Origin of the sequence: Streptomyces hydrogenans, assembly GCF_014656075.1 — a bacterium.
GTDB classification, from domain to species: Bacteria; Actinomycetota; Actinomycetes; order Streptomycetales; family Streptomycetaceae; genus Streptomyces; species Streptomyces hydrogenans.
Genome location: NZ_BNBS01000009.1, coordinates 83,049 through 108,496, shown reverse-complemented (window position 1 = coordinate 108,496; position 25,448 = coordinate 83,049). Strand labels below are relative to the sequence as shown.

17 protein-coding genes are annotated in these 25,448 nt (G+C 72.1%); 10 read left to right on the top strand and 7 right to left on the bottom strand.

The features are described from left to right. Positions 1-139 precede the first annotated feature (139 nt). The 4 genes from IE321_RS06795 to IE321_RS06780 all read left to right on the top strand — a co-directional run bounded on the left by IE321_RS06795 (position 140) and on the right by IE321_RS06780 (position 4,220). The gene (locus tag IE321_RS06795) at positions 140-1,144 is read left to right on the top strand and encodes an SEC-C domain-containing protein (protein WP_190222119.1); all 1,005 of its coding nucleotides are present in this window, start codon (positions 140-142) and stop codon (positions 1,142-1,144) included. A 71-nt stretch (positions 1,145-1,215) separates the two neighbouring features. Beyond that, positions 1,216-1,644: a very short patch repair endonuclease gene (locus IE321_RS06790; RefSeq protein WP_190222133.1), complete on the top strand. Its 429-nt coding sequence runs from the start codon at positions 1,216-1,218 to the stop codon at positions 1,642-1,644. Further along, complete coding sequence (locus tag IE321_RS06785; protein WP_190222118.1) at positions 1,634-2,620, top strand: DNA cytosine methyltransferase; 987 nt, start codon at positions 1,634-1,636, stop codon at positions 2,618-2,620. Before IE321_RS06790 ends, IE321_RS06785 begins: the two co-directional genes overlap by 11 nt. Before the next feature lie 46 nt (positions 2,621-2,666). Further along, positions 2,667-4,220 carry a DNA cytosine methyltransferase gene (locus IE321_RS06780; RefSeq protein WP_190222117.1) on the top strand — a complete coding sequence of 518 codons (1,554 nt, stop codon included), beginning with the start codon at positions 2,667-2,669 and terminating at the stop codon, positions 4,218-4,220. A gap of 12 nt (positions 4,221-4,232) precedes the next feature. On the opposite strand, the gene IE321_RS06775 is transcribed toward IE321_RS06780, so the two are convergent. The 3 genes from IE321_RS06775 to IE321_RS06765 are packed head-to-tail and all read right to left on the bottom strand — an operon-like array spanning position 4,233 to position 8,246. Further along, the gene (locus tag IE321_RS06775; RefSeq protein ID WP_190222116.1) at positions 4,233-5,093 is read right to left on the bottom strand and encodes a DUF6339 family protein; all 861 of its coding nucleotides are present in this window, start codon (positions 5,091-5,093) and stop codon (positions 4,233-4,235) included. After that, on the bottom strand, positions 5,090-6,085 hold the full coding sequence (locus IE321_RS06770) for a hypothetical protein (protein ID WP_190222115.1): 996 nt from the start codon (positions 6,083-6,085) through the stop codon (positions 5,090-5,092). Before IE321_RS06770 ends, IE321_RS06775 begins: the two co-directional genes overlap by 4 nt. 4 nt (positions 6,086-6,089) lie before the next feature. Then, positions 6,090-8,246, bottom strand: a complete 2,157-nt coding sequence (locus IE321_RS06765; protein ID WP_190222114.1) for a helix-turn-helix transcriptional regulator — start codon at positions 8,244-8,246, stop codon at positions 6,090-6,092. A 524-nt stretch (positions 8,247-8,770) separates the two neighbouring features. On the opposite strand from IE321_RS06765, the gene IE321_RS06760 reads away from it, so the two are divergent. The 6 genes from IE321_RS06760 to IE321_RS06735 all read left to right on the top strand — a co-directional run bounded on the left by IE321_RS06760 (position 8,771) and on the right by IE321_RS06735 (position 21,282). Next, positions 8,771-8,968, top strand: a complete 198-nt coding sequence (locus tag IE321_RS06760; RefSeq protein ID WP_190222113.1) for a hypothetical protein — start codon at positions 8,771-8,773, stop codon at positions 8,966-8,968. 130 nt (positions 8,969-9,098) lie between these two features. After that, complete coding sequence (locus IE321_RS06755; protein WP_190222112.1) at positions 9,099-13,856, top strand: DEAD/DEAH box helicase; 4,758 nt, start codon at positions 9,099-9,101, stop codon at positions 13,854-13,856. After that, positions 13,853-15,778, top strand: a complete 1,926-nt coding sequence (locus tag IE321_RS06750) for a UvrD-helicase domain-containing protein (protein ID WP_190222111.1) — start codon at positions 13,853-13,855, stop codon at positions 15,776-15,778. Before IE321_RS06755 ends, IE321_RS06750 begins: the two co-directional genes overlap by 4 nt. Then, on the top strand, positions 15,775-19,062 hold the full coding sequence (locus tag IE321_RS06745) for a helicase-related protein (RefSeq protein ID WP_190222110.1): 3,288 nt from the start codon (positions 15,775-15,777) through the stop codon (positions 19,060-19,062). The genes IE321_RS06750 and IE321_RS06745 overlap by 4 nt, the downstream gene beginning before the upstream one ends. After that, positions 19,059-20,915: an MrfA Zn-binding domain-containing protein gene (gene drmB, locus IE321_RS06740; protein WP_190222109.1), complete on the top strand. Its 1,857-nt coding sequence runs from the start codon at positions 19,059-19,061 to the stop codon at positions 20,913-20,915. The genes IE321_RS06745 and drmB overlap by 4 nt, the downstream gene beginning before the upstream one ends. Before the next feature lie 64 nt (positions 20,916-20,979). Next, positions 20,980-21,282, top strand: coding sequence for a hypothetical protein (locus IE321_RS06735; protein ID WP_190222108.1), 303 nt, complete (start codon positions 20,980-20,982; stop codon positions 21,280-21,282). Between the two features lie 166 nt (positions 21,283-21,448). Here IE321_RS06735 and IE321_RS06730 read toward each other — a convergent pair whose 3' ends face one another. From IE321_RS06730 to IE321_RS06715, 4 genes are read right to left on the bottom strand one after another with little or no spacing between them, the layout of a single operon-like run. Then, positions 21,449-22,717, bottom strand: coding sequence for a DUF445 domain-containing protein (locus IE321_RS06730; protein ID WP_043228163.1), 1,269 nt, complete (start codon positions 22,715-22,717; stop codon positions 21,449-21,451). 15 nt (positions 22,718-22,732) lie between these two features. Beyond that, a complete protein-coding gene (locus IE321_RS06725; RefSeq protein ID WP_190222107.1) occupies positions 22,733-23,734 on the bottom strand; it encodes an ABC transporter ATP-binding protein in 1,002 nt (333 codons plus the stop codon). 6 nt (positions 23,735-23,740) lie between these two features. Continuing rightward, the gene (locus tag IE321_RS06720) at positions 23,741-24,625 is read right to left on the bottom strand and encodes an ABC transporter permease (RefSeq protein WP_372470213.1); all 885 of its coding nucleotides are present in this window, start codon (positions 24,623-24,625) and stop codon (positions 23,741-23,743) included. Further along, entirely contained in the window at positions 24,618-25,421 is an 804-nt protein-coding gene (locus IE321_RS06715; RefSeq protein ID WP_043228188.1) for an ABC transporter permease, read from the bottom strand. Before IE321_RS06715 ends, IE321_RS06720 begins: the two co-directional genes overlap by 8 nt. Positions 25,422-25,448 lie beyond the last annotated feature (27 nt).

Below are 25,448 nucleotides of genomic sequence, written 5' to 3'. Positions count from 1 at the left end.
GCGAGCCCACGGCGCCCCGAGCGCGCCTGGACGACGACCGGCACCCTCTCGCGTCCCCCACGTCCCCTGTCCCGCACGCCCGGCACGATAAGCGCTGCGGCGCCAACTCTCCAGGGCCGTACAGCAGTACGGTGAAGCCATGCGCCCCGACACGCCTGCCGCCCACACCGCCGAAGCCGAGCGCCTGCTGCGCACCGCCACGCAGTACCCCGGCGACCGGGAACCGCTGCTGCTCCGCGCCGCCGCCCACCTGGAACTGGCCGACGACCGCCCCGGCGCGACGGCGCTCTACGACGACCTGCTGTCCGGCGCCCCGGCCGACCCCCACCTGATCCGCGCGCTGAAGGCGTCGAACCTGTGGGAGTACGGGCACGAGGCCGAGGCGAGGGCCATCATCGAGGGCGTACGACGCTCCCGCCCGGCCGACGCGCCCCCGTGGCAGATCGCGGCGGAGACGCTGGAGGCCCACGACGAGCTGGAGGCGGCCGAGCGGACCCTCACCGAGGCCGCCGCGCTCCTCGCCGCCTCCGGCGACGACACGGAACTCCCCCACGCCACGCACTCCCTCCTGGCGACCCGCCACCGCGTCCGCCGCATGCTGGCCCTGCCCCACGACGACTGGGACACCCGCGCGGACCGCCTCCACCAGGGCGAGATCCCCCTGGACGAGCTCCACGACCCCAAGCGCCTCTGGTCCCTCGGCTCCTCCGACCCCACCGAGCTCCAGGCCGAGATCGCCCGCCTCCGCTCCGAACTGGGCACCTACCGCACGGCCCTCTCCCGCCCCTTCCCGGTGGCGGTCCTCCACTGGCCGACCGAGGAACTCACCGAGCTCCTCGCCGCCTACCCGGAGCTGGAGACGGAGTACCCCACCTACCGGGCCCATCTGACGGACATCGAGGCGTCCCTCCGCGAACTGGCGGCCGCCGGCACCCCCAACCTCGGCATCGTCCGCGCCACCGTCCCCTCCTACGAGGCCTTCGCCGCCTCGGAGTCCTCCTCCCCCGCCAACGCCGACCTCCTCCCCCAATACGCCACCACCCTCGCCGCCCGAGCCCGAGCCACCCCCTGGCCCCCACTGAGGACGGACGCGTGCTGGTGCGGCTCGGAGAGGACGTACGGGGAGTGCCACGGGGCGGAGTGAGGGCTCGCAGCCGCCGGCAGAATGCCTGTGTGCCCGAAGCCTTCCCCTCCTCCCCAGGCGTCTCGGCCCGCATGAGCCGGCAGGCCAGCAAGGACACGGCCGCCGAGCTCGCGGTACGCCGTCTCCTCCACGCGGCCGGGCTGCGCTACCGCGTCGAGTACCCGGTCCCCGGCATGGCCAGGCGCCGGATCGACGTGGCCTTCACCTCGGTCAAGGTGGCCGTACTGATCGACGGCTGCTTCTGGCACGGCTGCCCGGAGCACGCCACGCACCCGAAGGCGAACGCGGAGTGGTGGCGACAGAAGCTCGACCGCAACATGGCCCGCGACCGGGAGACGACCGAGCACCTCCAGGCCCAGGGATGGACCGTCCTCCGCTTCTGGGAACACGCACCCCCGGAGGAGGTCGCCGCGACGGTGAGGGCGACCGTGGCGGGGAAGCGAGGGACAGGGACACGGGGGACGGCGCGGGAAGCGGAGGACCGGCACGATGACGTGTGACACCCTCCGGTTCGTCGACGTCTGCTCCGGAGCGGGCGGCCTCGCCTCCGGTCTGGAGAGCGCCGGATTCACGCCCTCCCTGCTCCTCGACCACAAGCCCCAGGCGTGCGAGACGCTCCTCGCCAACCGACCGCACTGGAACGTGGTCTGCGAGGACCTGGTCGACTTCCTCCCCGACGACCATCCCGAGAGCCTCGACGTCGACCTCCTCTCGGCCGGCCTGCCGAGGGTGAAGGCATCGGCCGCGCGGGGGGCCGACGACACCGGCTCGCTGCGGCTCCTCGAGGCCACGGTGTACCTGCTGCACTCCGTCCGGCCGCGCGCCCTGCTGATGGAGAACCTGCCCGCGCTGGTCGACTCCGCCGAGTACGCCGGCATCCGGTCTTTCATCGAGAAGGAGTTGACCCACCTCGGCTACCGCTTCCGCTGGTTCGTGCTGAACGCCGCCGACCACGGTGTGCCGCAGGAACGCCGGTCGGGCATCCTGGTGGCGCTCGAGGATCCGTGGTTCGACGCCTTCGCCCCACCGGGTCCGACGGTCGCCGAGCACGTCCCCGTCGGGCGGGCGCTGCTGTCGTCCATGAAGGCCCGTGGGTGGAGCGACGCCGAGGCGTGGGCCGCCCAGGCCCTGGCGGTGGCGCCGACGCTGGTCGGCGGGTCCGAGAACCGGGGCGGAGCGGACCTCGGTCCGTCCGGCACGAAGAGGGCCTGGGCCCGGATGGGCGTGAACGCGGGATCCCTGGCCGACGAGGTCCCCGGCCCCGAGTACGCATGGCCGCGCTCGACCGATCCCGCTCTGATGGTGAAGCTCACGGTGGACCAGGCCGCGCTTCTCCAGTCCTTCCCTCCGGAGTGGCGCATCACGGGACGCAAGACGGCCCGGTACCGCCAGGTCGGCCACGCCACTCCCCCACCGGTGGGTGCCGCACTCGGAAGGGCGCTGGCCACCGCTCTGCGCTCTGTCCACAGGGCGTAGAAGAGGCGTACGTCCCGACCTCGCCCGCCGGCTAGAATTCGGACCCATGAGTCACATCGAAACGGACAGCCCCTCACCGGCGAGGTACCGCATCCTCGACCTCTTCGCCGGCCCCGGCGGGCTCGATGTGGCTGCCGACGTCCTCGGGCACGAGGTGACCGGCATCGAGTGGGACGCCGGAGCGTGCGCGACCCGTGCCAAGGCCGGGATGGACACCTTCAAGGGCGACGTCCGCGAGTATCGCGCCGCCTTCTTCCCGCACGCACAGGTACTGACCGGTGGGCCCCCCTGCCAGACCTTCACCGTCGCCGGGCACGGCGCGGGCCGCAGGGCGCTGGATCAGGTTCTGCGGTACATCGACCGCCTGCACCGGGCGGTGCGCGACACCGTGGACCACCCCGACGCATCGGCCGCCTGGGCGAAGGTCTTCCGAGCCTGGCGGAAGATCCACGAGGAGCTGCGGCTCAAGGAGGTCGAGGCCCGGACCGTCAAGGCGGAGAAGCGGGCCGTGGAACAGTCCAGGACCCGACAGCGCAAGGCCATTCGGAAGCGCCTCGAGGACATGGGCAAGTCGCCGGAGCAGGTGAAGGAGCTCCTGAAGAACCTGGAGGAGCCCACGGCCCTCGAGATCCGCGACGACGAGTTCGCCGGGCTGGTCAAGGAGTTCGGCGAGCTGACCGGCGTGCTCGACAAGCTGAGGGACAAGCTCGAGGAGCTCGGCGACGAGCGGACCGGGCTCGTCCTGCAGCCGCTGTGGTGGATCATCGAGCGAAGCAGGCGGCCCGGCTCGGTACCCTTCGAGGCCGTGATCCTGGAGCAGGTGCCGGCCGTGATGCCGGTGTGGCACGCGTACACCGAGGTCCTCGACACCCTCGAGTACCGCACCGCGACGCAGCTGCTCCACACGGAGACCTTCGGGGTCCCCCAGACACGGCGACGTGCGGTGCTGATGGCCCGCCGCGACGGATCGGACCGCACTCCCCTCCCTCCCGTGAAGCGGACGCACGAGCTGTACCACCGAGGAAAGTCCCTCGCCGGACCGTCGCCGTCCGACACCCTGCCCGTGGAGGATGCCGAGGGCGAGGACGACCGGCCCATCGAGAAGTGGATCTCCATGGAGAAGGCCCTGGAGAGCGCCGGCCGATTCTCAGCGGACGTGCGCACCCGTCCGCCGTTCACCGTCGTGTCCAACTACGGGACCGGCGGCAAGCCGGAGGATCGAGGGCGCCGTGACCACGACATGCCCTCCGCAACGGTCACCGGGAAGGTTTCCCGGAACCGTCTCGTGCATCCGGGCACCGACCGGAACCTCGACGGCGACCTCGCCCGTTTCAACAAGGCCGAGGCCGGAGTGCTCCAGACCTTCCCCGCCGCCTATCCGTGGGACGGCAACGACATCTCGCAGCAGATCGGCAACGCCGTGCCTCCGCGGCTCGCCCTCCATGTGCTGCGCCATGTGCTCGAGCCCGGGCTGGGAAAGAAGGAGGCCGAGGCCAGGCTCGACACGGGCATCGAGGAGTTGATGAGCTGGAAGCCCCGGCGGACGGTGAGTCCGCGCGAGCAGCGCGACCTCAAGGGCCACCCGCTCACCGGCCGGTGACCCTCCCGCCGCTCATTCCTTGACGGCTCGCCCCCGGACGGGCGCCGTCTCGAACAGGTCGGCGAAGAAGTCGGTGAGGTCGCTCACCGATTTCTTCGGGACCGGTTCCTCGTCGGGCCCGTCCGGCAGGACGCGCCTCGGCACCGAAACATGGGCGGCCTCCTCGATCCACGTCCGGACCACGCCCGGGTCGCGCGGCACGTCGGGGGCCAGCGCGTCGTAGACGAGGGTCGCGCCGGCGGCGCTGACCGCCGTCATCAGGCCCTCGATCTCACGACCGGTGACGGCGACGCCCCGCTCCATGACCTGGACGAGAGCCTGCGCGATGGGCCGGTGGTCGATCAGCTCCCGTCGGAGCGCCGAATGGATGAGATCCTGGTTCCCGCAGGCCGTGACCACCGGCGTGTAGTCCGCGCCGTCGCGAAACATCTCCGCGGCCCACCACAGCCGGGAGAAGCACTGACGGTCCGGTGCCCCCCTGAACCGCTCCGGGCCGATCTTCGACGTGGTCCTGGACCGGTGGCGCCAGGCCACGTAGTCCGGTGCGACGGCCAGCGCCAGGTGGGTCCAGAGCCTCCGGTCGGCCGCCTCCCGGCGGGTGAGGCGCAGTGCGGCGTGCAGCCGGGGCGCCAGCCAGGCGTCGGCCTGCGTCCGGTTGTCCTCGAACGCGTGCTTGGCGTCCTCGATCAGGTCGCGGAGCGGTTCGACCTCCCATCGGGGATCGTCCTCCGGCAGTCGGTCGACGACCTTGTCCAGGTCGACACCGGCATGTCCCGCGACCCCCTTGAGAAGGTCCTCCGTGAGGAAGGGCTCTGCGGCGGCCGCGGACAGCAGGCCGAGGCGAAGGGGTACGTGGTACGGCTTCTCGATCATGCGTGGTCCCCTCGGTTCGACTGCTGGAGCGCGCGCAGGGCCTGGGAGAGCGCCCTGCTCACGCCGGCACGACGCACGGCCGCGTAGTGGATGCGGGTCTGGAGCTCCACCCACCCGGCGTCGCCGGTGCGCCGTCGGTGGACCCGTCGGAGCGCCTCTTCCACATGGACGCCCGGGGCGACGTCGGGGAGCATCTCCCGGAGCACCTCGCCCCGCCAGTCGGTGGGGAACACGGGCGTGCCGTCGGACTCCGTCTCCAGATCGCCGACGGCGCTGTGGAACACGGCGGTCCACACGTCCGTGGACATCTGCGTGACGAGCAGTTCGTGGACCTTGTTCTCCATGCCGCCGCTCTCGGCGTCCAGGAGGTCGGCGAAACCCTCGACGTCGGTGTTGACCAGGACGGCCGGGACACGGCCGGACGCGTCCACGATCCAGGGGGCGTCCGCGTACGCGTGGAGCCACTCCCGAGAGCTCTTGGCGAACCCGACCTGTTTGACGTCCAGACGCAGACCCCCGAGGGGTTCGTCGGCGGTCACGTCGACGGTCCAGTCCTCGTCGGTCTCCGCGACGGACCGGCCGGCGACGTCGTCGACGGTGGCGACGGCCTGGGCGGAGAGGAAGGCTCGACCCACGTGGTCGTCGCGGTTCACCTCGACGAACCCGGACCACTCCTTGCTCCCCGGCGCGTCCTGCCGGAGTTCCACGGAGGTCCGCACGTTGGTCTCGCCGTCGGCGAGCGTGACCAGGACCTTCAGCCCGGTCCACGGGGCGTCGTCGGCGACCGCGCCCGGCGGCAGCGTGGCGGAGAGCCCGATCCTGGCCGAGGTCCAGTCGTCGTGCTGCGCCACGCCCAGGGCGACGGTCCGCTGCGGGACGGACCAGGCCGAGGTGTCCAGGAGGTCCCTGGTGTTGTCGGGCAGCTTGAGGGAGGCCGAGGTCACCCGGAGGGCGATCGGCCGGTTGAGCCGCTTGTACGGATAGAACTTCATGCCCTCATTCCCCCTGGCCGGCGCGCAGTTCGAGCACCAGCCGTGTCAGTGCGGTACGGACCGGGTGACTGGTGACGTCGGTGGCGCCGCCGAACACGGCACGTCGGGCGCCGGGCGTGAAGCGCAGCACTCCGTCCTCCATCTCGCAGCCCTCCTCGGCGACGAGTTCCGCCCAGTCCAGGCGGGGTCGAGCTCCCGAGCGCACGTCGAGCAGGACCACGGGGGTCATCACGGGAAGTTCGTCGACGCGGGGCAGCTTCACCTCCGCGGTGATCCGCCACTCCCCCGCCGGGCCGATGGACGCGTCGAGGCCGTCGAGTTCCGGCAGTCCGGGTCCGGCGGCGCGCCTGGACGTCGTCTTCTTCGTCGGGGAGACGGTGAGGGCCTTCCGGAGCTTGGCACCGCCCTCGTCGCCGGACCGCTTGGGCCTGGCGACCAGTTCCTTCACCGCCGCGTTCACCTCGGTGGTCAGGCGCGCGATCCGGTGGTGCGCGGTGTGCGACCAGCGCAGGGTCAGCTCCTCCGTCTGGCCCCATCGGTCGTGCTCGGGCGGCTCGGCGGCCCGCAGGAACTCCTCGGCCTCCTCGGCGAAGGGCGCGGCCTCACCGGCCGCGGTTCCGGTGAGGAGCACGGCCTGGAAACTGTTGACCCCCAGGGGGAGTCCGGCGACGGTCGACCGCTTGATGGTCATCCGGTTGCCCCGCAGGGAGTGGACCTGCTTGGGGACGCCGTCCTTGTCCCCCGCGTCGGTGACGAGGAGGACGGCCTGGTGCGTGCCGTGCGTGCCGCGTCGACCGCCCGCCAGGGGGAGTTTCAGCGGGACCGTGCGCAGGGCCACCTGCCCGGGCTCGGTCAACCGGTCGACGGTCGTCCCCTCGTAGAAGGCGCGCAGGGCTCGGGTGCGCGCGGGCTGGGCCTCGGTGGGGTCGATCTGCTGCTCCTCGACGACGACCTGGCCGTTGCGGAGCGTCCGGACCGAGGTCTCCAGCAGCGGGAGTCTGCTCCCTCCGGCGGTCATGGCGGCCCAGAAGTCCCTTTCGAGGGCCTCGACGAGACGGCGGTGCATGGAGCGGATGTCGCGGGTCCCGTCGTCCTCCTGGCCGTCCCGCCCGTTCTCGTCGTCGACCACCCTGTCGGCGTTGCTCTCGTCGAGGCTGGCGACGTCGTGCGCGCCGACGATGAGGAAGGAGGTGCCCGGTTCGTCGCTGTCGCGGGTGAGGTGGAGACGCTCGACGATGTCCTCGTCCGCCCACCAGGAGCGGGTGACCTGGGCCCCGGGGCTGTCGGGGTCGGGGCGTCCGAGCCAGGCGGGACCGGCATAGGTGCCGTCGCCGACGGATCGCCAGGGCAGTTCCAGGCGTCCGATGACTCGTCGTTCGGTCCGGCCCTCGTGGGGGACGGAGAGGGTGGAGTTGATCAGCACCATGCCGAGGGCGCTGGTCGCCCACAGGGTCGCCTTGCCGAGGCCGAAGGAACCACCCGCGCCGCGGTCCGACTTGAGGCTCTCCAGCTGGCGTCGGACGACGGCGGCGAACTTGCCGTTGTCGTAGTCGTCGCCGACGAGGCCGGAGGCGTTGTAGTCGTCGACGCGGAGGAGGACGAGCCTCCCCTTCTCGAACATGTCACGCACGCCGGCGTGGACGACCCGCCCGACCTTCTGGTGGGCCGCCGCCTCCGACACCGCTTCGTAGTGGGGCTGGAGCTCGTCCCAGAGGATCGCCTGTCGGAACGCGTCGAGCGTCTCTCCGGTGATCTCGTGGATGGTGTAGCGCACGCGGACCGGGCGGCCGTTGTCGGTCAGCCGCTCGTCGAGACTGTTCTGGCAGGTCTCACGGGCGAGCACCTGGACGTCGGCGTCGAAGGCGAAGGCCGCGGCGTTGCCGCCGTCGCGACCGCCGTCCTGGTAGCCGGGGCGGTGGTACCAGGTGACGGGAAGACCCGCCTGGGTGTCGGTGGTGCGGGTGTGGACCGTGCCGATGTCCGTGCCGAGCGCCCGGGCGATCTCCGTCATCATCGTCGGACGCGGGACCGACCGTCCGGTGATCCACGCCGACACCGCGGCGCGCGTCAGCTTCAGCTCGTCGGCCAGTTCGGCCTGGTTCTTCCCCGCGAGCTTGAGCTGGCGGGCCAGCCAGGGCCCGAAGTCCTCGCCCGTCTCCATGCAACCACCCGTTCGTCGACCGCGTCATGAACACGAGCAGGCTAATTTGACACGAAGTAGATCGTCAACTGCTACTTGACTCGAACCTGCGACCGAGGAGTCCACATGCTCCGCCCGAAAGTTCCGGAAAGACACGAACCATGCCGCTTCGCCCGACCTCGTAAACGGACCCTCACACTCCTCAAGTGAAGCTTCCCCGGCGGGACTTGACGCCGCCGAAGATCGCTTGCCAAGCTCATGGAGCCGGAGAAGCCGTGCCGTTTCGAGAAGACATCTCGATGCGCACGCCACACGTCTGTCCTCAACCTGCCTTGTCCCGCCCACGAGGCGTGCAAGCGGAATTCCGACAAGGCAACTCCCGCGAACGCCCGAGGGGTCACGAGCGCCGAACCCCGCGTGACGCAAGAACCGTCCGAGCAGGAACGACCTGCGCCGAACGGCGATCCAGCCTGCCCGGACGACGCACAGAGCGTCGCATTTCGGCGCGGGACACAGCAATGTTCCCAAAAGTTGAGGAGACAAACGTGACCCACCCCTACGACGAGTGCCCCCTGAACCCTCCCCCCTGGTCCGGACGCGAGTGCTCCGCCGCCGAGCTCGGCTATCGGACGGCCGCTCCGGCCATGCGGGAGCACTTCCTGCAGGAACTCGGGGAGAGCCGTGTCTATTTCACCGACATCGTCGGCATGACCCTGCTCGAACCCGACCGCGATGACGGCTGACCGCACCCTCACCACCACGCGGCCCGCCGGCCTGGTGCAAGGCACCGACGCACCCCGGGACCTTGAACCGGGCCGGCCCGCCGCGGCCCTTCCTCTTCCTTCCCTCCTCGACTCCAGGAGCCGCAGAGACATGTCAGCCACGGACTCCCCCGTCATCCGGACCGTCCTCGAGCAGTCCGACCGCGTTCTCCAGACCTACGAGGTCGACCCCGGCCTCATCCCCGAGCACGCCAACAGCGAGCGCCGCATCACCCAGGGTGGCTACGGCGACCGCCAGCTCTTCGAACTCGTCCAGAACGCGGCCGACGAGATCGCGTCCCAGCCGGGCGGCACGGTCCACGTCGTCCTCACCGACACCCACCTCTACTGCGCCAACGAGGGCACGCCCGTCTCGCCCGAGGGCGCGGAGACCATCCTGCGGATGAGCATGTCGCGCAAACGCGGCGGACAGATCGGCCGCTTCGGCGTCGGCGTGAAGTCGGTACTCGTCGTCACCGACGCCCCGCAGTTCTTCGGCGCCACCGGCTCCTTCGGCTTCGACCGCGACTGGTCCTACGAGCGCATCCGGTCGGTGCCGGGGGTCGAAGCACACCTGGGCACGGACTTCGAGGCCCCGGTGCTGCGCATGGCCCGCCCCCTCGACATGGCCGCGGAGCGCGCGCAGGACGGCGTGCTCGACGAACTGCTCCGCTGGGCCACGACGGTGGTGCGCCTGCCGCTGCTCCGCGGCGCCGCGGACCGACTGGCCCAGGACATGCACGGCGGACGGTCGAACGTCTCGTCCCGCGAGGAGTTCCCCCTCGGCTTCCAGCTCCTCTCCCCCCACGTGGCGAAGGTCGTCCTGGACGACCGCAGGCCCCGCCCCGTCGTCCGACGCGTCCTGACCACCGAGCAGGCGGGCGACCTGCACACCGTGCACGAGGAACGCACCGGGAAGCCGACCACGGCGGACCGCTGGAGGGTCTTCACCGTCACGCACGAGCCGGGCCCCGCCGCGCGGGCCGACGCCGGTGAGCTGCACGACCGCCTTTCGCTCGAACTCGCCTGGGCCGTCCCCGCCCTGGAGAAGGATCCGAAGAGCGGCCTGTACCTGTCGTCGAAGGCACGCGGGCGCGGACGGTTCTGGTCGTTCTTCCCCACGAAGTACGAGATCTCCCTGAGCGGCATCCTCAACGGCGCCTGGAAGACGAACGAGGACCGCCAGAACCTGCTCGACTCCTCCGCTTTCAACGAGGAGATGATCAAGGTTTCGGCGCAGCTCGTCGTCGACTCCCTCCCCCGGCTCGCCCCCGCCGACGACCCCGCCGCCCATCTCCCGCTCCTGCCCGGCCGCGTGAAGGAGGCCATCAGTTGGGCGGACGAGTTCCTGACCCGGGAGATCTGGGCCCGCGCCGCCGTGCGCCCCTCGCTCCCCGACCAGGAGGGAGTCCTGCGGACACCGGCGGAACTCCACGTCCACCCTCGTCTCGAACCGAAGCAGCACCTCGCCGGATGGCTGCGGATGTGGCACGGCTGCCCGGACCGCCCGTCGGACTGGCTGCACCCGTCGGTGGAGGTCGACGCCCTGCGGTCCGGAAAGGTGGAACACATCATCGGCGCGGCCGGGCGCGAGCGGGCCGACGTCCGCACATGGCTGGAGGCGCTCGTGGCGTCCGGGACCCCCGCGGCCTCGGCGACGGCGATCCGGATCCTCACCGACATGATCGAGAAGGGGTCCCCCGACGCCGCCGAGGCCCGGAAGGCGAAGATCGTCCTCACCGAGGAGCACGGGCTCGTCGCCCCCGTGGTCGGCCGGGTCTTCCGGAGGGCCGACGAGGGCGGACTCCCCGAGTCCCTCGTGTACGTGGTCGGCGAGCTCGCCCAGGATCCGTCGCTCGCCCACGCCCTGAACGTGCTCGGCATCCGGGAGGCGCACGCCGAGGGCAGGTTCATCAGCGTGCTCGACCAGGGCTTCGCCGGATACGGGGACGCCGAGTGGGAGCGCTTCTGGGAGCTGTTCCGTCGTGCGGGTGGGCGCCGCCTCGCCCACACCCTGCTGGAGAAGGTGCCGCGGGCCCGGGAGACGCTCCACGTGCGGACCGCGGACCGCAGGTTCCGGCCGGTGCGGGACTGCATGCTTCCCGGCACGGTCGTGACGGCCGAACGCGACCCGGGCATCGCCGTCGACGTCCGGTTCCACTCCGACGACCTCTCCTTCTTCCCCGACCTCGGCCTGCGGGAGCGCCCGTCAGCCGCGGTGCGCCCCGAATCCGACGCGGAGGGGTGGTTCGAGGAGTACCGGGAGGCCGTGCACACCGCGTACCTGAAGCGGCTCGCCAACACCGCCCCCCGCCCCTCGCTGAGCCGGATGAAGGTGGAGGGTTCGCCCGTCGGCGGCCCCCTGCACCTCTTCCGCGCCCTGTCCCAGGAGTCCCGCGCCGCCTTCCTGAAGGCGCTGCCCGACGACGCGGTGGTCGACAACTGGACCCTGCAGATCGGCGCGCAGACGAGCACCCGCCAGTCCGTGGCGTCCCCCATCCGCTGGATGCTGCGGAGGCACGGGTACGTCGCCACCTCCCAGGGCGTCAAGCCACTCGCGGAAGCGGTCGGACCGCAGCTCGCCGCGTACCGCGACGTCCTTCCCGTCGCCGACATCTCCTCGGAGAAGGCCCGCAAACTGCATCTCGCGACCACCGTCGACGAGGTGCCGGCCGATCGCTGGGACTCGCTGCTCACCGAGCTGTCCCGGAGCGAGGACGACGGCTTCGTCGGCGCCACCTACGTCATGCTGACCCGGTTCGGTGCCGAGTTCCCCGAGGACACCCTCACCCGGTGCCGGGTCGGCGACGCCTGGGGCACCCGCCCCGACGAGGAGATCACCGTCGCCGTCGGCACCGCCGAGTACCGGGCGCTGCGCGCCGAACAGCTGCCGGCCCTGCTGGTCTCCACCGTCGAGGACGCCGAGCTCCTGGTGGAGAAGTGGGGGATGCTCCGCTTCGCCGACGTCATCAGCAAGGAGACCCGGGAGGTGCCCGAGGGCGAGCCGGTACCGCTCGTCGAGCTCTACCCCGGTCTGCGTCAGCAGCTGAACAGCGCCACCCGGGGCAGCCTCGTGCAGCGGTGCACCGAGCTCGAGGAGCTGACCCGCACCCCCAACGGCACCCGGCCGCGGCCTCTGGACGCGGTGCGCCAGGGCACCACGGTGAAGATCCTCGTCCCCGTCGAGGCCGAGCCGATGCTGCGGCTGATCGACCGGGAGCTGGAACTCGGACTGGGCCCGACCGGGTGCCGGGCCGTCCTCGAGCTCCAGGAGCGCATGGCTCGCGACGGCGCGATGCGGGCGGCGATCAAGGCCGTCCAGGAGGCGTCGGACGTGGTCACCAAGATCGAGCTGCTGATCGGCGCTGACGCCCTCCGCGCCGGACTGCCCGAGGGACTCATGGAGGCGGAGTCGCAGGAAGCCGGTGGCACGGAGCCGTCCGGGCACCGCATCGCCCAGATGGCGTTCAACGCCCACGGCGACGGGGTGCTCCAGCAGCACGCCCGCGACATCCAGGCAAGGTTCCCGAACGCTCCGGTCGCTTACGGGGGTTCGTCGGCAGCCATCGCCTTCGTGTCGGACCTGCGGCTCCCGGTCGCCTTCGCGGGTTCCCGCACGCCGGCGCCTCCCGCCTTCGAGACCGTGGAGGGTCCGCGAGACTTCCCGCGCCTCCACGACTACCAGGAGGACCTGGTCCGCAACATCAGCGGACTGCTCGACCGGCTCGCCCCGCAGCGCGCGATGCTGTCGCTGCCGACCGGCGCCGGCAAGACGCGGGTCACCTCGGAGGCCGTGATCCGTTGGGTGAAGCAGGTCGGCGACCTGCGCGGCCCGCTGCTGTGGATCGCGCAGACCGAGGAGCTGTGCGAACAGGCCGTGCAGAGCTGGAAGTTCGTATGGAACAAGGTCGGCGCGGAGAGCCCACTCACCATCAGCAGGCTCTGGAGCTCCAACGAGGTCGGGGACGTGGTCGACCATCCGCACCTCGTGGTCGCCACCGACGCGAAGCTGGAACGCTGCCTGGGCACCGACGCCTACGCGTGGCTGCGGGAGGCGGCCCTGGTGATCGTGGACGAGGCGCACACCGCCGTCTCCAAGCGCTACACGGAGATCCTCAGCCGGCTCGGCCTCACCCGGTACGAGACGAAACGACACCTGCTGGGTCTGACCGCCACCCCGTACCGCAACACCAACGAGGAGGAGACCCTGCGCCTGGTCGGCCGGTTCGGCAACAGGCGCCTCGACGAGGGCGTCTTCCCCTCCGGCGACCCGTACCGCGACCTCCAGCAGTGGGGCATGCTCGCGGAGGTCGAGCACCGGACGCTCCAGGGCGGGCGGATCGAGCTGACCCGGGAGGAGAAGGCGCAGGCCGAGCGAATGTCGATGCTCACCCGTGCCGCCGAGCAGCGGCTCGCCGACGACCACTCCCGCAGCCGGCGCATCGTCGAGGAGGTGGCGGGTCTGCCGGAGGACTGGCCGACGCTGCTCTTCGCCACCTCGGTGGACCACGCCAAGTACCTGGCGGCCCTGCTGAACGACCGCGGCGTGCCGTCCGCGGCCGTGGACGCGACGACCAGCGCCTCGGACCGTCGCCGGCGCATCGAGGAGTTCCGTTCCGGCCGCATCCGTGTCCTCACCAACTACGGTGTGCTCACCCAGGGGTTCGACGCGCCGGCCACCCGCGTCGTGGTCGTGGCGCGCCCGGTCTACAGCACGAACGTCTACCAGCAGATGATCGGGCGTGGACTGCGCGGGCCCCGGAACGGCGGCAAGGACACCTGCCTGATCCTCAACGTCAGCGACAACATCGAGAACTTCGACACCCAGCTCGCCTTCACCCAGTTCGAGCACCTCTGGAGCCGCACGTGACCGACACGTACCTCGACAGTCCGCCGCTCACCGACGAGCAGCGGTCCGTGGTCGAGCAGCCCTGGGACGCCCGGGTGCTCGTGACCGCCGGGGCGGGGGCGGGCAAGACACACACCCTGGTGCGCCGACTCGACGCCCTGTGCGGTCACGACGACCCGGAGGAGGCCCTGGACGCCTCCGAGATCCTCGTCCTGACCTTCTCCCGAGCCGCCGCACGCGAACTGCGCGAGCGGATCGCCCGGCACGGCGACCGGGCGACAAGGGTGCGGGCCCAGACCTTCGACGCCTGGGCCTACGGAGTCCTGCGACAGGCCCGACCCGACGACCAGTGGAGCGCGGTCGGCTTCGAGGAGCGGATCCTGGCGGCCGCGCAGGCGGTGGAGAAGGGGGCGCTGGAGGCCGGTGACGCCGTGCCCCCTGCCCACGTCGTGATCGACGAGGTCCAGGACCTGCTGGGCGGCCGTCGCGAGTTGGTCGAGACGCTGATCGACCGGTACCAGGACAGCTGCGGCTTCACCGTCGTCGGTGACGCAGCCCAGAGCGTCTACGGGTTCCAGATCGACGACATGGCCGAGCGGGCCGACGAGACCGGCAGGTTCTTCGACTGGCTGCGCGGCTCCTACCCCGACGACCTGGTCGAGCTGCACCTCACCGCGAACTTCCGGGCCGTCACGCCCGAGGCCAGGACGGCACTGCATCTGGGCCCGCGGCTGCAGGAGGTCACGGACCCCGAAGAGGCCGGGCGGCTCTACGACGAACTGCGCGACCTCCTCCTGGAACCCGCCAACGTCCTGGCGGACCTCACCGATCCGCTCACCCTGGACGGGCTCCGCAGGTCGCCCGACACCTGCGCGATCCTCACCCGCGACAACCGCCAGGCCCTCGCCGTGTCCGAGCTGCTGCACGCGCACGGCGTGCCCCATCGGCTGCGACGCCCGCTCGAGGAACGGCCGGTCCCGTTCTGGGTGGCCGAACTCCTCCGCCGCACCGGTGCGAGCGGCCTCACCGAGGACCGCTTCCGCTCCCTGCTCGCCGAGATCCCCCTGCCGTACGAGCCGAATCCGGCCGCGCTGTGGACGGTGCTGCGCCGCGTCGCCCGCGGGGCCGGGCGGCACGTGCTCGACCTCGAACGGCTCCGCCGCGTCGTGTCCGACGGCCGCTTCCCCGACGAGGCCGCCGACCCGGAGACGGAGCGGCTCGTCGTCTCCACCGTCCACCGGGCCAAAGGCCTCGAGTTCGACCGCGTGATCGTGCTCACCCCTCCGTCCGTCGGCGAACTCCGCAAGCAGTACAAGGACGACCTCGACCTGCCCGCCGAGGCCAGGGCCCTGTACGTGGCCATGACGCGGGCGCGCCAGGACCTCCATCACGTGGCCGTTCCCGAACTGCCGCTCGTCCGGCGCGCGGGAGCCCGCAGGGCCGTCGGGCGACGGTACGTGGCCGGGTGGCGGTCCTACGACCGGTTCGGGATCGTCGCCGAGGCCGGTGACGTCGCCCGTGACCTGCCCGCGTGCCCGGGGCCGGACGCGGCCGCGGCCCAGGCGTACCTGCTGGAGCGGGTGGCCCCCGGGGACGCCGTGGTGCTGCGCAGGCGCCACGACGTCCCGATGGGCGAGCACCAGAGCCCGCCGTACGCGCTGCTGCACGAGGACCGGGAGATCGGAGAGGTCTCCGAGCGCTTCCGCGAGGACCTGTTCCAGGTCCAGAAGGTGAACCGGACCTGGGACCCCTGGTGGCCGGACGAGATCCACGGGATACGCGTCGACGCCCTGGAGACGGTGGCCGGCAGCACGGCCGCCGGCGCCAACGCCGGTCTGGGCGACCGCGGCATGTGGATCGCCCCCCGGCTCACCGGCATCGGCCGGTTCCGGAGGGCCGGAGGCGGCGAGGAGCTCGACGAGAACGAGGAGAGGAACGCATGACGCACGTGGCAGGCCGACACGCCGAGCACTACCGGGTCCGGGACGAGGAGCTCCTCGTCGGGCTGCGCCGTGAGCTCCTGGGCCCAGCTCCCGACGCCGCTCACGAGGACCTGACCGAGGTCCTCGTGCAGGACGCACCGATCGACCGCTATGTCGTCGGCGTCCTCTACCCCCGGTCGGCGGATCCCGCCGCCGCGGACCGGCTCCGGGCCGCGGAGCAGGAACAGAACAGTCCGGACGACGCGCCCGTGATCTCCCGCAAGGAGGCCGACGAGCCGTCCGCCTCCGACGAGGCCGTCACCTCCGGCTCCCGGCGCCCCTCGTCGATGGGCCTCACCTTCGCGGTCGACCCGGACGAGAGCCGGTCGATCGTCGTCGGGGTCCAGGCCTCCGCCTACCGGCCCACCGACGCGACGGGGCGTCCCGTCCCGGCCCGCCGGGCCGAAGCACGCACCACCTCCGACCAGCAGGAACAGTGGCACCGCACCGTGCTGTCGCTGCCGGACACCACCGTCGACGTGACCACCCCGGATCCGCGGATCGAGGTCGAACTCGGGCACGGGGCCGCTCTCCGGGTCAACGTCCGACGCCCTCACGCGACCACCGGCACCGTGACCGTGACCGTGACCCTCGTCAACACCCAGCGGGTCGGCGAGCACGATCTGCAGGACGCCGCCTCCCTCTTCCAGTGCGGGCTCACGGTCCGGGCCTCGAACGGTTCCGGGGCCTTCGTCGAGCGCCCCGCCCCGCACACGTCCCACGACGACGAGGTGGCCACCAGCCGTCTGCTGCACCGCCACGCACCGACCTTCGCCGTCGGGCACGGGTGTGCCGCCGACTGGGAGTGGAACGCGCCACCGATCGGGATCACGGACGCCAGGAAGGCCGCCGTGAGCGAGGTCCGCAGCGAGTTCGTACCCGCCGTCGAGGTGCTGCTCGCCGACTCCAACCCGGAGATCGACAGCTCGGCCCTGTCCATGCTCGGTCTCGCCGAGGGCTCCGACGCCGAGATCCTGGACGCACTGCACGCGCTCGCCGACGGCTACGAGCAGTGGATCGAGCGCAAGCGGACCGAGGCCGACCTCCTCGCGGACACCCCGCACGCGCGGTCCGCTTCCGATCAGGTCGACAGCTGCGGCGAGGCCCTGCGGAGGATCCGGGCGGGCATCGCGCTCCTCGCCGACCCCGGGAAGCCGGAACTGATGCGGGCCTTCCGGCTCGCCAACCGGGCCATGGCCGATCAGCGGGCCCGGAGCGCGTGGGTCAAGGCGGGCAAGGACGGCGCACCGGACCCGACGGCCGGCCGCTGGCGCCCCTTCCAGATCGCGTTCGTCCTGCTCTGCCTGTCCGGCATCGACGACCGGAAGCATCCGGACCGCGAGATCGCCGATCTGCTCTGGTTCCCCACCGGCGGCGGCAAGACCGAGGCGTATCTCGGTCTGATCGCCTTCACGGCGTTCCTCCGCCGCATCCGGAAGGGAGCCGACGGCGGGGGCGTGACCGTCCTCATGCGCTACACCCTGCGTCTGCTCACGCTCCAGCAGTTCGAGCGGGCCGCGATCCTGCTGTGCGCCATGGAACGGATGCGCCGGGACCTTCCCTCGGAGCTGGGCACCGAGGAGTTCTCCATCGGGATGTGGGTCGGCCGGTCGGCGACGCCCAACACCCTGGAGAAGGCCGAGGAGAAGCTGGAGGAGCTCCGCCGCGACCTCGGCCGGCGGCTCGCCACCGAGAACCCCGTCCAGCTGCACGCCTGCCCCTGGTGCGGGACCCGGCTGGACGCACGAGCCTACGCGGTCGATCGCGACGCCCGGCGGATGCGCGTGCGCTGCCCCGGCGAGGGCTGCGACTTCGCGGACGGCCTCCCGGTCCACCTGGTCGACGAGGCGGTCTACGACGCCCGCCCCACCCTGGTCATCGCCACCGTCGACAAGTTCGCCTCGATGCCATGGCGACCGGCCACCGCGGCGCTCTTCAACCGGGACGACCCGGCGGACCCCACCCCGGCGCCCGAGCTGGTCGTGCAGGACGAACTCCACCTCATCTCAGGCCCGTTGGGCACGCTCACCGGCCTCTACGAGACCGCGGTCGACGCCCTCGCCGATCGTCCCAAGGTGATCGCCTCCACGGCGACCATCCGCCGCGCGGTCGACCAGGGGCGCAGCCTCTTCGCGCGCGACGTACGCCAGTTCCCGCCGGCCGGACTGGACTCCCGGGACTCCTGGTTCGCGGTCGAGACGCCTCGGGAGGAGAAGGCCAGCCGCCGCTACGTGGGGCTGCTGGCCCCCGGCACGAGCCAGTCGACCCTCCTCATCCGCACCTACGCCACCCTCATGCACCGGGCCAGGCAGGCACGGACGAGCGAGGAGGTCCGCGACGCCTACTGGAGCCTGGTGGGCTACTTCAACAGCCTCCGGCTCCTGTCCGCGGCCGAACTCCAGGTCCACGACGACGTCGTGGACTACCTGGAGCTGCTCGCCGAACGGGAAGGGGTGGAGGTCCGGTCCACCACCAACTACTCGGAGCTCACCAGCCGGGTCGACGCGAGCGACATCCCCGCCCGCCTCAAGGGCATCGAGAAGCGGCTCCCCGACCCGGACACGGTGGACGTCCTCCTCGCCACCAACATGATCGCGGTCGGCGTGGACGTGGACCGGCTCGGGCTGATGGCCGTGATGGGCCAGCCCCAGACCACCGCGGAGTACATCCAGGCGACCAGCCGCGTCGGCCGCGCCCACCCCGGTCTGGTCGCCGTCATGCTCAACGCCACCCGGTCCCGCGACCGCTCGCACTACGAGAACTTCCTGCACTTCCACTCGGCCCTCTACCGCGAGGTGGAGTCCACGTCCGTCACCCCCTTCTCCGCGCGCGCCCGCGAGCGCGGTCTCCACGCCGTCGTCGTCGCCCTCGCACGGATCCTGCTCCCCGAGGCCCGGGAGAACGACGCCGCCGGAAAGGTCGCCTCGTACGAGGACCGGCTCCGTGAGGACGTGAAGCAGATCCTTCTCGACCGCGTCACCGCCGCCGTCCCCACGGAGGACGACGCGCCACCGCCGCCGGAGCTCGAGGCGGTGTCGCGCGCCTTCGACGAGTTCGTCGACTGGTGGTGCGACGAGGCCGACGTCCACGGCGGCCTGCTCTTCGAACCGCAGCGGGGCGACCGGAGACCGTCGCTGCTGAAGTCGTACGACGACGAGTCCGAGGACGCCGAGGCGTGGCCCACGCTGTGGAGCCTGCGCGACGTCGACGCCGAATCCGCCCTGTTCCTGGAGGCATCCCGATGACCCCGCCCCCCGCGCGTCGCCGCCGTACCGGTGCGAACGGCGCGCCCGCCCCGAGCCTGCCCCGGCGGGGCGCGGTCCGCCGCGCCCAGATGATCACCACGTACGGCGTCGGCTCCCTGATCGCGGTCGACCACGAGTCCTTCGTCGTCTCCGGGCTCGACGGCGCCGACGAGCACTGGCGGTCGGACGAGTCCCCGCGGATCAGCGAGCGCCGGCTCGCCCGACTCCTCGAGGTGGACTACTTCCGGCTGCCGCCCGCCTCCGAGGACACCAGCAAGGACGGGGTCCGGGTCCGCCGGTTCCCGATCATGCACTCCTGCCCCGAGTGCGGCGAGCTCCGCCGATGGCACCAGTTCAATCCGCCCCCCGGCCGCAGCCAGTGCGGGGCATGCGGGTCCGACCTCGTCCCCTCCCGCTTCGTGATCGCCTGCGAGGCGGGACACCTCGACGAGTTCCCGTACTGGCACTGGGTGCACCGGTCGTCGGCGGGTGGGACGTCCACGGCGGGGCAGTGCGGCGGCACCCTCACCCTGCGTTCCTCCGGACGCAGCTCCTCGCTCCGCTCCATCATCGTGTCGTGCACCTGCGGGGTGCCGGAGGTCTCGATGGAGGGCTCCTTCCGCAGGAACGCCCTGAAGGACCTGGGGCTGCGGTGTCGCGGCACCCGCCCCTGGCTCGGGACGTCCGTCCCCGCGGACCCCTGCAGGCTCTCCGCCCGCACGCTCCAGCGCGGTTCCTCCTCCGTGTGGCAGCCCGTCCTGAAGTCGGCCCTCTCCATCCCCCCGTGGAGCGACGGGCGGGCCGACCCGCTCGACGAGCACTGGGCGCAGCTCCGCGAGCTCGACAGTCGGGACGCCGTGGAAATGTGCCTCAACTTCGTCTTCAGGAACAAGCCGCCGGTCCCCGTCGACGAGGTCATGGCCCTCCTCGCCGCCGAACGGGAGGAGGATCCGGAGGGCGACGGGACCCCCTCCTTCGACCGCCGCTATCTCGCCCTGCGTCACAAGGAGTACGAGCGGCTCCGCGCGGGCAACGACGAGCGCGAGCGCTCCCACAAGGAGCAGTTCGTCTGCGAGACGCCGCTGGGCGATCCGGCACCCCTGGTCCCCCTCGGAGTCACGGGTCCGATGCTGGTGAAGAAGCTCCGCGAGGTCAGGGCGCTCAAGGCGTTCACCCGACTCGCCGACCCGGACTCGACCACCGAGGGCAAGGAGGCCGCCCTCTCGACCTCGCCCCTGTCCTGGCTGCCCGCGATGGAGGTGCGCGGCGAGGGCGTCTTCCTCCGTCTCGACGAGGACCGGCTGGAGGCATGGGCCGGCTCGGCGCCCGTGGTCGCCCGGGCGGAGCGGATCCGTGCCGCGCACGAACGGCTGCTGCGACAGCGGGCGACGGAGCCGGACCTGGCCCCGGCCTCCCCGGCCGGGCCGCGGATGATCCTGCTGCACACGTTGGCCCACGTGCTCATCACCCAGTGGAGCCTGGACGCCGGATACCCGGCGGCCGCGCTCCGCGAGCGTCTGTACGCCGACGAGGGCATGGCGGGGATCCTCGTCTACACGGCGACGAGCGACTCGGCCGGCAGTCTCGGAGGGCTCGTCGCCCAGGGCGAGCCCGCCCGGCTCGCCGACGCCGTCCGAGGGGCCGTGCACCGGTCCGCGTGGTGCTCCTCCGACCCCCTCTGCATCGAGTCCGAGGCGTCGGGGACCGCCGGCACCAACCTCGCGGCGTGCCACGCCTGCGTGATGCTCCCCGAGACGAGCTGCGAGCACAACAACACCCTGCTGGACCGCGCACTGCTCGTGGGCACGCCCGAAGAGCCTTCGATCGGGTTCTTCGCCTCGCTGCTCGCCTGACGCACGGGGGCGGCACCTCGTTAGGCTGCGGACAAAGACGTCGATCCGAACACGAGGTGCCACCATGCCCCGCATCCCCTCCCCCGCCATCGCCGCCGCCGGACTCGTGGGTGGGTACGCCACGGCTCGGTGGACGAAGAAGCGGCCGCTGGGTGGGGTGGTGCTGGCGGTGGCCGGTGGGGTGGCGGCTCGGGAGTGGCAGCGGGCGGGTGGGGTGGGGACGGCCGTGGGGCTGTCCGCCGCCTATGTGGCGGCGTTCGGGGGGTCGCATCCGCTGGCGAAGAAGATCGGGGCGTGGCCCGCGGTGTTCTCCGTGGCCGGGGCGATGGGCGTCGCCGCCTGGGCCGCGACCCGCGAACGCGGCTGAGCCCCCGGGCCAGGGGAAGCCCGGGCGGCGCTGAGCCCCGAGCCGGCGCGAGCCCCGGACGGGCTCGGCCCCGTGCCGAGTCCGGCCCCCGGCAGGTTTGAGCCCCAAGTCGGGGCGAGCCGCGGGCAGGCTCGGCCCCGGGCTGGACCGGCCCCCACCCTCCCCCTCACCCCCCGAAAGCGTGGCTGACCGTATAGATCAGCAGGCCCGCCAAGGCGCCCACCACCGTGCCGTTGATGCGGATGAACTGGAGGTCGCGGCCGATGTTGGCCTCGATCTTCTTCGAGGTCTGGTCGGCGTCCCAGCCGGCGACGGTGTCCGTGATCAGGGAGGTGATCTCGGGGCGGTAGGTGGTGACCAGGTAGATCGTGGCCGACTCCAGCCAGCCGTCGACCTTGGACTGGAGGCGGGTGTCGGTCGCCAGGCGCTTGCCGAGGGAGATCAGGGAGGCGCGGGCGCGGAGGCGGAGCTGGCTCTGGTCGTCCTCGGCCGCCGCGATGATGAGGGCGCGGACGGAGGCCCAGGCCGAGGCGATGACGTCCTGGACCTCGGGGCGGGCCAGCAGGTCGGACTTGAGGCGTTCGACGCGGGCGCGGGTGTCCGTGTCGGCCTGGAGGTCGGCGGCGAAGTCGGTGAGGAAGCGGTCGATGGCGCCGCGCGCGGGGTGCGTCGGCATGTCCCGCATCTCCGTGACGAAGCGGAGGAGTTCCTTGTAGACGCGCTCGCCGACCTTGCGGTCCACGAAGCGGGGGGTCCAGCCGGGGGCGCCGCCCTGGACGGCGTCCATGACGGAGTCGCCGTGGGTGACCAGCCAGTCGTGGGCGCGGGTGCAGACGAGGTCGACGGCCCGGCGGTGGGCGCCGTCCGCGACCATGTGCTCCAGGGTCTTGCCGACGCCCGGCGCGATCTCCGCCTGTTCGGCGCGCCGGGTGATCGCCTCGCCCACCACCGCCTGCACGTCGGCGTCGCGCAGGACGGTCAGCGCCCCGCGCAGGGCGGTGGCCAGCTCCTCCGTGACCCGGTCGGCGTGGTCCGGGTGGGACAGCCAGGCGCCGACGCGGCGGCCGACGCCCAGGGCTCGCAGCCGGCCGCGTACGACGTCGGCGGAGAGGAAGTTCTCGCCGACGAAGGAGCCGAGCGAGGCGCCCAGCTGGTCCTTCTTCGTGGGGATGATCGCGGTGTGCGGGATGGGGAGGCCCAGCGGGTGGCGGAAGAGCGCCGTCACCGCGAACCAGTCCGCGAGCGCGCCGACCATGCCGGCCTCGGCCGCCGCCGCCACGTACCCGGCCCAGGCGCCCGCGCCGGAGTTCTCCGCCCAGGTCGCCAGGGCGTAGACCACCGCCACGACGGCCAGCAGTGCCGTCGCCAGGGCCTTCATGCGGCGGACGCCCCTGCTCTTCTCCTCGTCCGCAGCCGTGTAAGAGAAACTCACCATGCCGTCCCGACCTCCTTACATCAGGGACTCCCGGCGCTCCTCGTGAGTTCCCCCGGGCGCTCCCCCGTACATCTTCGCGATCACGGACTCGATGTCCGGTTCCCGCACCGAGAGGTCCACCAGGGGGTACGCCTCGGCCACCGCGGCGACCAGCGGGGCGGCCGACGCGGACGCCGGGAAGGCGAGGTACTGGCGCGGCCCCTCGGCCCGTACGAAGCGGGCGCCGGGCACGGAGTCGATCGGCGGGAACGCGCGCGCCAGGTCCACCACGAGGGTCCGCTCGCCGTCGCCGGCCGCGTGCAGGCCGGGGAGACCGCCGTCGTACACCAGCCGGCCGTGGTCGATGACCATCACCCGCGAGCAGAGCTGCTCGATGTCGGTGAGGTCGTGGGTGGTGAGGAGGACCGTGGTGCCGCGCTCCGCGTTCAGTTCGCGCAGGAAGGCGCGGACGCGGGACTTCGAGACGACGTCGAGGCCGATCGTCGGCTCGTCCAGGTACAGCACCTCCGGGTCGTGGAGGAGGGCGGCGGCGATGTCGCCGCGCATCCGCTGCCCCAGGGAGAGCTGGCGGACCGGCACGTCGAGGAGGTCGCCCAGGTCGAGGAGGTCGACGCAGCGGGCCAGGTTCTCGCGGTAGCGGTCGTCGGGGATCCGGTACATGCGGTGCACCAGGCGGTACGAGTCCCGCAGCGGCAGGTCCCACCAGAGCGTGGTGCGCTGGCCGAAGACGACGCCGATGCGGCGCGCGAGGCGGGTGCGGTCGCGGGCGGGGTCGATGCCCGCGACGCGGAGCCGGCCGCCGCTGGGGGTGAGGATGCCCGTGAGCATCTTGACGGTGGTGGACTTCCCGGCGCCGTTCGGGCCGATGTAGCCGACCATCTCGCCCCGGTCCACGGTGAAGGAGATCCCGTCGACGGCCCGGACCTCCCGCTTCTCCCGGCGGAACGGGCCCGCCTTCCGGCGGACCGTGAAGGTCTTCTCGATCCCGTCCAGCACGATGAGCGGTTCGCAGGACACGTGCTCTCAGCTCCCTGTCGATCGGTACGAGCGGACGCCCGCCCGCCACGCCAGGCCCGCGGCCCCGCAGCAGACCAGGGCGACGAGCGGCGAGGCGAAGGCCGCCCAGGACGGCACCCCGGGCGGGGCGGGGCGCCCGAGGACGTACAGCGCGGGCAGCCAGTTCACGAAGGCCAGCGGGACCACGAACACCACGCCCTTGACCAGGTCCTGCGCGAAGACCGTCGGCGGGTACTGGAGCAGCGTGTTGCCGCCGTACGTGAACGAGTTGGTGACCTCGGCCGCGTCCTGGAGCCAGAAGAGCGCCGACGCGCCGAGGACCATCACCGCCATGAAGATGACCGCCCCGCAGACCACCGTCCAGGGCACCATCAGCGCCCTCCCCCAGGACCACGCCACCTCGTCGCGCAGCAGCACCAGGCTCCACACCAGCACCATCAGCCCCTGGAGCACCCGGCCCAGGCGGCGCAGCGCGAACGCGTCCGCCGCGACCTGCGCGAGCAGCGGCGCCGGCCGCAGCAGGAACACGTCGAGCGAGCCGTCCCGGATCCGGCGGCCCATCCGCTGGAGCGAGCCCAGCGTCAGGTCGGCGATCCCGAAGGCGGTGCCGGTGGTGCCGTACAGGAAGGCGACCTCGGCGAAGGAGAAGCCGCCGAGGCCCCGGACCTGCCCGAACATCAGCAGGATCACGACGAAGTCGAAGAAGGTGACGCAGAAGGAGCTGGCGAGGGTCAGCGCGAAGGACGCGCGGTAGGTCATCGTGGAGCGGATCCACAGGGCGGCGACCATCCGGTACGTGCGGAGGGCGTCGGCCGCGGGGCGGTACGCCTCCTCCGTACGGGCCCCGCCCGCCGTCCCTTCCGCAGGGGCGGCCGTCAGCAGCTCATCCACCCTGCACCACCACCTTCCGCGTCGCCGCGGCCTGCGCCGCGCGCCCCGCCGCGAGCAGCACCGCGAGCCAGCCGAGCTGGAAGCCGTACGCGCGCAGCAGGCCCGGGCCGTCGCCGTACCGGCCGAGGTAGACGTCCGCCGGGACCTGGAGCAGGGCGGCCCACGGCAGCGCGCGGGCGAACTCGCCGAGCGCGCCGGGGAAGACGTTCAGCGGGAGCAGCATCCCGGAGAAGAACAGGCCGGCCAGCCAGGCCACCTGCACCACGCCCTGGCCGTCGAGCAGCCAGAAGGCGCTCATCGCGACGAGGTACCAGAGCGCGAACGACACGAGCGAGCCGAGGGCCACCGCGAGCAGGAAGGCGGCCCAGCCGGCCGGACCGGCCGGAAGGGTGAAGCGGAAGGCGAACGCGCCGATCACGAGCGGGACGGCGCCCCGGCCGAGCAGCTGGTAGGCGGCCCGGCCCGCGTTGGCCGCGCACCACCAGCCCTGGAGGTCGGCGGGGCGGTAGAGGTCGACGGCGATGTCGCCCGTCCTGATCCGCTCGATCAGCTCGGCCTCGAAGCCGCCGCCCATCATGCCGCAGACGGTGATGAGGGCCTGGCCGATCCAGACGTAGGCGAGGGCGTCGGCCATGGAGTAGCCGCCGAGCTGCGGCCGTTCGGCCCACAGGGCGATGTAGGTGTACGAGAAGACGAACCCGAAGACCGTGTTGGTGAAGAGGCCCGCCAGGGTGGCCACCCGGTAGGTGGCGTACCGCCGGAAGCCGCCCGCGGCCACGGTCGCGTACAGCCGCAGCATGGAGCTGCCCTTTCGGTGCGCGTA

Excerpts from the sequence above, each read along its gene's own strand:
- IE321_RS06775 (WP_190222116.1), bottom strand. The coding sequence starts at position 5,093 with ATGATCGAGAAGCCGTACCACGTACCCCTTCGCCTCGGCCTGCTGTCC.
- IE321_RS06765 (WP_190222114.1), bottom strand. The coding sequence starts at position 8,246 with ATGGAGACGGGCGAGGACTTCGGGCCCTGGCTGGCCCGCCAGCTCAAG.
- IE321_RS06785 (WP_190222118.1), top strand. The coding sequence starts at position 1,634 with ATGACGTGTGACACCCTCCGGTTCGTCGACGTCTGCTCCGGAGCGGGC.
- IE321_RS06790 (WP_190222133.1), top strand. The coding sequence starts at position 1,216 with ATGAGCCGGCAGGCCAGCAAGGACACGGCCGCCGAGCTCGCGGTACGC.
- IE321_RS06780 (WP_190222117.1), top strand. The coding sequence starts at position 2,667 with ATGAGTCACATCGAAACGGACAGCCCCTCACCGGCGAGGTACCGCATC.
- IE321_RS06770 (WP_190222115.1), bottom strand. The coding sequence starts at position 6,085 with ATGAAGTTCTATCCGTACAAGCGGCTCAACCGGCCGATCGCCCTCCGG.
- IE321_RS06745 (WP_190222110.1), top strand. The coding sequence starts at position 15,775 with ATGACGCACGTGGCAGGCCGACACGCCGAGCACTACCGGGTCCGGGAC.
- IE321_RS06735 (WP_190222108.1), top strand. The coding sequence starts at position 20,980 with ATGCCCCGCATCCCCTCCCCCGCCATCGCCGCCGCCGGACTCGTGGGT.
- IE321_RS06795 (WP_190222119.1), top strand. The coding sequence starts at position 140 with ATGCGCCCCGACACGCCTGCCGCCCACACCGCCGAAGCCGAGCGCCTG.
- IE321_RS06730 (WP_043228163.1), bottom strand. The coding sequence starts at position 22,717 with ATGGTGAGTTTCTCTTACACGGCTGCGGACGAGGAGAAGAGCAGGGGC.
- drmB (WP_190222109.1), top strand. The coding sequence starts at position 19,059 with ATGACCCCGCCCCCCGCGCGTCGCCGCCGTACCGGTGCGAACGGCGCG.
- IE321_RS06755 (WP_190222112.1), top strand. The coding sequence starts at position 9,099 with ATGTCAGCCACGGACTCCCCCGTCATCCGGACCGTCCTCGAGCAGTCC.